Below are 419 nucleotides of genomic sequence, written 5' to 3'. Positions count from 1 at the left end.
CCATGGTGGCGATGGGCGTCCTGGTCTCCGAGGCCGCGAAATCCAAGCTTTCGCCGGCGAAGATCGTCGGGGTGACCTTGTCGGGGCTGCTGGCAGCGGTGGCCTTCTGGATGCTTCCGACGTTGGTGAACTATGCCCGCAGCGACGCGAATATCATCGTCCCGGATCATCCGGTCGGTGGCTATCGATGACCCAAACCCAGGTCGTGAAGGTCTTCACGCCGATCAAACGTGTTCCCATCGTGATCGGCAAGGCTCAGAACGGCCAGAAGTTACCGTTCGGGCCCTATACCCTGCCGCAGGTGGCGGGGGTGGCCGTCGCCCTGTTGATCAGCGCGGTGGCGGCCATGACCCTGCCGGCCAATCCGGCGATAACCTTCCTCGTAGGCCTCGCGTTCACTGTCGTGATCGGTTTCGGGC

General features: G+C 63.2%; 2 protein-coding genes. Both read left to right on the top strand.

What is annotated here, in order from left to right; all coding sequences use genetic code 11:
* Nucleotides 1–191: hypothetical protein (locus CUZ56_RS15845; RefSeq protein ID WP_162615376.1), on the top strand; the 191-nt coding region annotated here is incomplete at its 5' end.
* Nucleotides 188–419, top strand: a 232-nt coding sequence (locus tag CUZ56_RS14840; RefSeq protein ID WP_204250932.1) for a hypothetical protein, incomplete at its 3' end; no start/stop codon positions are given. The genes CUZ56_RS15845 and CUZ56_RS14840, both read left to right, overlap by 4 nt.

It is taken from the genome of Saezia sanguinis, from assembly GCF_003991585.1.
GTDB lineage: Bacteria > Pseudomonadota > Gammaproteobacteria > Burkholderiales > Burkholderiaceae_C > Saezia > Saezia sanguinis.
This window is presented reverse-complemented; position numbering and strand designations above follow the sequence as displayed.